Genomic DNA, 5,248 nt, shown 5'->3' on the forward strand with positions numbered 1-5,248 from the left:
CGCTGGCGAGCGCCTGCGAGCGCGCCCTGAACACCGGCGAACGGCGCCGCCTGCGTGGTCTTCTGGCCTGGTGGCTGCTGGTTCTGCCAGGCGTCGCGATCACCCTGCTGGTCCTGCTGGCGATGCCGCCCGGTCTGCCACGCTCGCTCATCGACGCCGTCCTGCTCTATCTGGCGCTCGGCGGATACAGCCTTGGCGAACATGCCCGGCGCGTCGCCAATGACCTGGCGAAGGGTGATCTTGGCGCCGCACGCCAGCACGTCGGCTGGATGGTGTCGCGCCAGACCGAAGAACTCGACAGCGCCGGTGTCGCGTCGGCGTGCATCGAATCGACACTGGAGAACGGTAACGACGCCGTTTTCGGTGCGCTGTTCTGGTTCGCGCTGCTTGGCGGAGCGGGCGCAGTTCTCTTTCGGCTGGCGAACACGCTCGACGCCATGTGGGGATATCGCAATCAGCGCTTCGGCGAATTCGGCTGCGCGGCCGCGCGCATCGACGACCTGCTGAACCTCGTGCCCGCGCGTCTGACCGCTTTGTCCTACGCCATTTGCGGGCGCACGCGCGCGGCATTGCGCTGCTGGCGGGAACAGGCGCCACGCTGGAAAAGCCCGAACGCCGGCCCGGTGATGGCCGCCGGCGCCGGCAGTCTGGGTCTCGCGCTCGGTGGTCCGGCGGTCTACCACGGCCGGCTGGAAGAGCGGCCACGCCTTGGCGAAGGGCGGCCAGCCAGCGGTGAGGACATTGCTCGTGCGCTGACGCTCGTTCGTCGCAGCCTGCTGTTGTGGCTGGCAGTGCTGCTCGCCTGGGGGCTGCTGCGTGCTTGAGCACGGCGGTCGCCTGCGCGCTGCCGCCCGGCAGTATGCGCCGTTCTGCAAATGCGATCTGGCCGACTGGCTGGATCTGTCTACCGGTATCAACCCTGACGCGTATCCGCTACCGGCGATCGACCCGGCCTGCTGGCATCGCCTGCCCGAAGACGACGATGGCCTCGCGGCAGCGGCAGCGATCTACTACGGCAATGATCGCTTGCTGGCGCTGCCGGGATCACAGGCCGCGATCCAGTGGCTGCCGGCGCTGTTCCCGCCGGTCGCCGTCGCTTGCCTGACACCGATCTACGAAGAGCACCCGCAGGCCTGGGAACGCGCTGGCCACAAGCTGCGCCGCCTGCAGAATGTTCCTTTGGCACGCGCGCTGGCTGCAGCGACGCCGATCATCGTACTCTGCAATCCCAACAATCCGACCGGGCGAACGCTGCCAGCCGGAGAATTGCTCGCCGCTGCCGCGCAACTGCTGCGGCGCGGTGGCTGGCTGATCGTCGACGAGGCGTTTGGCGATCCCGACCCCGAGAACTGTGTCACCGCCCTCGCCGGTGGCCCGGCAGCACCGAATCTGATCGTCCTGCGCTCGCTGGGCAAATTCTTTGGTCTCGCCGGTGCACGGGTCGGTTTTGTCTTCGGCGCCTCCGACAAACTCGCCAGACTACGCGAGGCGATGGGGCCCTGGCCCTTGTCGGGGCCAGCGCGCGCCGTCGCCCGGCAGGTGCTCGCCGACGGCGCCTGGCAGGTGCAGACGCGGCGCGATCTGGCGCTGGCCTCGGCGCGGCTGGCGACCTTGCTGGCGCCGCTTGGCGAGGTGAGCCACAGCGCGCTGTTCGCCACCGTCGCGACGGCGCATGCCGCGGCCCTCTTCGAACACCTGGCCCGGCAGGCGATCCTGACCCGGCATTTTCCGGCGCACGGCCTGCTCCGCTTTGGCCTGCCCGGCGGCGAGGCCAAATGGCAGCGGCTCGGCAGTGCCCTCGCCAACTGGAACCCTTGACATGCCCTGCGCGCGCTGGCCGCGAACTTTTCGCCGTCTGGTTGCTGATGGCCTGCCCGATCGTGCAGGCCCAGATCAGCGTCATCGACGATAGCGGAGCCACGGTGCGCCTGGCGCAGCCGGCGAACGCACCCTGACCGAAACGCTGTTTGCTGCCGGTGCCGGCGAGCACATCGTCGGCACCGTCGACCAGGCATGCAGCCCCTTTGCTTGCTGCACCCGGCGGCCCGCCCTCCCTCGGTATTACGGATTTCCACAATATTCATTCAGGCTGATTCTTGCGATATTGGCGCCTGCAGGACGCGCAGTAGCATTTCACATCATCATCAATGGAGGAGACAATAAATGAAGTTTTCCAAGCTGCTCTTCGGTCTGGCCACCTGTGCGCTGTCTGCGACGCCCTTCAGCGTCCTCGCGCAACAGCCGATCGTCATCAAGTTCAGCCATGTCGTGGCGCATGACACGCCCAAGGGCCTGGCCGCCGAGTTCTTCGCCAAACGCGCCGGCGAACTCACCAAAGGCAAGGTCAAGGTCGAGGTGTACGCCAATTCGACCTTGTATAAGGACAAGGAAGAGATGGAAGCCCTGCAGCTCGGCGCCGTGCAGATGCTCGCCCCGTCGCTGGCCAAGTTTGGTCCGCTGGGGGTCAAGGAATTCGAACTCTTCGACCTGCCCTACATCTTCGACAACTATGCCGAACTGCACAAGGTCACCCAGGGTCCGATCGGTCAGAGCCTGCTCAAGAAACTGGAGCCCAAGGGGGTAACCGGTCTGGCCTTCTGGGACAACGGTTTCAAGTCGTTTTCGGCCAATACGCCGATCAAGATGCCGGCCGATCTGAAGGGCAAGAAGATGCGCATCCAGTCTTCGAAAGTGCTCGAAGAGGAAATCCGCGCCTTGAGCGCCTTGCCGCAGGTGATGGCTTTCTCCGAAGTCTATCAGGCGCTGCAGACCGGCGTGGTCGATGGCACCGAGAACCCGATTTCCAACCTGTACACGCAGAAAATGTTTGAAGTGCAGAAGCATCTGGCACTGACCGAACACGGCTACCTCGGTTATGCCGTGATCGCCAACAAGAAGTTCTGGGAAGGACTGCCGGCCGACGTGCGTGGTCAGCTCGAAGCAGCGATGAAGGAATCGACCGCTTACGCCAACAAGATCGCCAAGGAGCAGAACGACAAGGATCTGGAAGCAGTCAAGAAGACCGGCAAGACGCAGGTCTATTCGCTGACCCCGGAAGAGCGGCAGGCTTTCAAGAAAGCGCTGGCGCCCGTGCATCTGAAGATGGAGTCGCGCATCGGCAAGGATCTCCTGCAGGCGGTCTACAAGGAAACCGGTTTCGATCCGACCAAACCCTGATCATTCGATAAGACAGAAGACAGCCCGTTGGGATGCCACGCCTGACGGGCTTTTTTTCAGGCAGATGGGGGAGTTTTCCACATGAAGCTACTTGATCATCTCGAGGAATGGCTGATCACCTTCCTCATGGCGGCAGCGACGACGATCATCTTCGCGTCCGTCGTGCATCGCTACCTGTCGGGAGTATCGATTCCCGGCTTGCAGGACTGGTTGTTGTCTCTCAACTTTGGCTGGGCACAGGAACTGTGCATCATCATGTTCGTCTGGATGGCCAAATTCGGTGCCGCCTATGGGGTACGCACCGGCATTCACGTCGGGGTTGACGTGCTGATCAACCGCATGACCGGTCGCACGCGCGCCAAGTTCGTTGTTTTCGGCTTGCTCGCGGGCGCTTTGTTCACCGGCATCGTCGGCACGCTTGGCGCCCACTTCGTTTGGGAAAACGGTTTTCATTATGCGCTATACACGGCGATCGGCTGGGAACTGGTGGATATTCCCGAGGGTCCGACCACGCCTGATCTGGAGTGGCCGACATGGATCGTCTATAGCGCGATTCCGCTCGGTTCGAGCCTGATGTGCTTCCGTTTCCTGCAGGTGACAGTGAGTTTCATCCGGACCGGCGAGCTGCCGCATCACGACCACGGGCACGTGGATGGTATCGACGAGACGACGATCGCCGAAGAAATCAATGCGTTCCAGATGGAGGACAACCTGCATCCGCACGACCTGACCTACAAGAAGCGTCACCCGGAAGACTCGTCGGACAAGGGAGGTAAGCAATCATGAACGCTTCGATCATTTTCATCATTCTGCTGGTCCTGATGCTGACCGGCATGCCGATCTCGATCTCGCTCGGCCTGACGGTTCTGAGTTTCCTGTTCATGTTTACGCAGGTACCGCTCGAGTCGGTTGCCCTGAAGCTGTTCACCGGTATCGAGAAGTTCGAGATCATGGCCATTCCGTTCTTCATCCTGGCCGGCAACTTTCTTACCCACGGCGGGGTGGCGCGACGAATGATCAAGTTCGCGACCAGCATGGTCGGGCACTGGTACGGTGGTCTTGGCCTGGCCGGGGTGCTGGCTTGTGCCCTGTTCGCCGCGGTATCCGGCTCGTCGCCGGCGACCGTCGTGGCGATCGGGTCGATCCTGATGCCGGCGATGGTCAAGGCGGGTTTCCCGAACAAATTCGGGGCGGGCGTGATCACCACCTCCGGTGCGCTCGGCATCCTGATCCCGCCGTCGATCGTGATGGTCATGTATTCGGTGGCGACCAACACTTCGGTCGGCGCGCTGTTCATGGCCGGCGTGATTCCGGGGATCGCTCTGGCGATGGTCCTTGGTGGCGTCACCTGGTATCGGGCGATGAAGTTCGACTACCCGCGCATGAAGAAGGCAACGTTCGGCGAGCGCTGGAAGGCTTTCCGCGAATCGGTCTGGGGGTTGTTGCTGATCGTGGTGGTCATGGGCGGCATCTACAGCGGCATGTTCACGCCGACCGAAGCAGCCGCGATGAGCGCGGTCTATGCCTTCTTCGTGGCAGTCTTCGTTTACAAGGACCTGTCGATGAAGGATGTGGCGCGGGTGCTGCTGAACTCGGCGAACATGTCCGCGATGCTCCTGTACATCATCACCAACGCTGTGCTCTTCTCGTTCATCATGACCAACGAGAACATCCCGCAGGCGCTGGCGGACTGGATGCTCGGTCACGGTCTCGGAATGATCGCCTTCCTGCTGGCGGTCAACATCATCCTGCTGTTGGCCGGCAATTTCATGGAGCCTTCGTCGATCGTGCTGATCTTCGCGCCGATTCTCTTTCCGGTGGCGATGAAACTGGGCATTGATCCGGTGCACTTCGGCATCCTGATGGTGGTGAACATGGAAGTCGGCATGTGCCATCCGCCGGTCGGGCTCAACCTCTATGTCGCATCGGGGATTACCAAGATGGGGATTACCGAACTGACGGTCGCTGTCTGGCCATGGCTGCTGTCGATGCTGGCCTTCCTGGTGGTGGTGACCTATGTACCGATCCTGTCGACCTGGTTGCCGAAGACGCTCGGGATGATGTAGCCGAA

Annotated in this window: 5 protein-coding genes; all 5 read left to right on the plus strand. The window is 62.5% G+C overall.

Going from position 1 to position 5,248, the window contains the following annotated elements; all coding sequences use genetic code 11:
• Positions 1 to 824: CobD/CbiB family cobalamin biosynthesis protein (locus CAPSK01_RS09320; protein WP_273703413.1), on the plus strand; the 824-nt coding region annotated here is incomplete at its 5' end.
• Positions 817 to 1,818, plus strand: coding sequence for a threonine-phosphate decarboxylase CobD (cobD, locus tag CAPSK01_RS09325; protein WP_034925662.1), 1,002 nt, complete (start codon positions 817 to 819; stop codon positions 1,816 to 1,818). The genes CAPSK01_RS09320 and cobD, both read left to right, overlap by 8 nt.
• 345 nt (positions 1,819 to 2,163) lie before the next feature.
• Complete coding sequence (locus CAPSK01_RS09330; protein WP_034925665.1) at positions 2,164 to 3,177, plus strand: TRAP transporter substrate-binding protein; 1,014 nt, start codon at positions 2,164 to 2,166, stop codon at positions 3,175 to 3,177.
• 81 nt (positions 3,178 to 3,258) lie between these two features.
• Positions 3,259 to 3,963 carry a TRAP transporter small permease gene (locus CAPSK01_RS09335; protein WP_034925668.1) on the plus strand — a complete coding sequence of 235 codons (705 nt, stop codon included), beginning with the start codon at positions 3,259 to 3,261 and terminating at the stop codon, positions 3,961 to 3,963.
• On the plus strand, positions 3,960 to 5,243 hold the full coding sequence (locus CAPSK01_RS09340) for a TRAP transporter large permease subunit (RefSeq protein ID WP_034925670.1): 1,284 nt from the start codon (positions 3,960 to 3,962) through the stop codon (positions 5,241 to 5,243). Before CAPSK01_RS09335 ends, CAPSK01_RS09340 begins: the two co-directional genes overlap by 4 nt.
• The last annotated feature ends 5 nt before the right edge of the window (positions 5,244 to 5,248 follow it).

Source organism: Candidatus Accumulibacter vicinus, from assembly GCF_000584955.1.
Taxonomy (GTDB): Bacteria; Pseudomonadota; Gammaproteobacteria; order Burkholderiales; family Rhodocyclaceae; genus Accumulibacter; species Accumulibacter vicinus.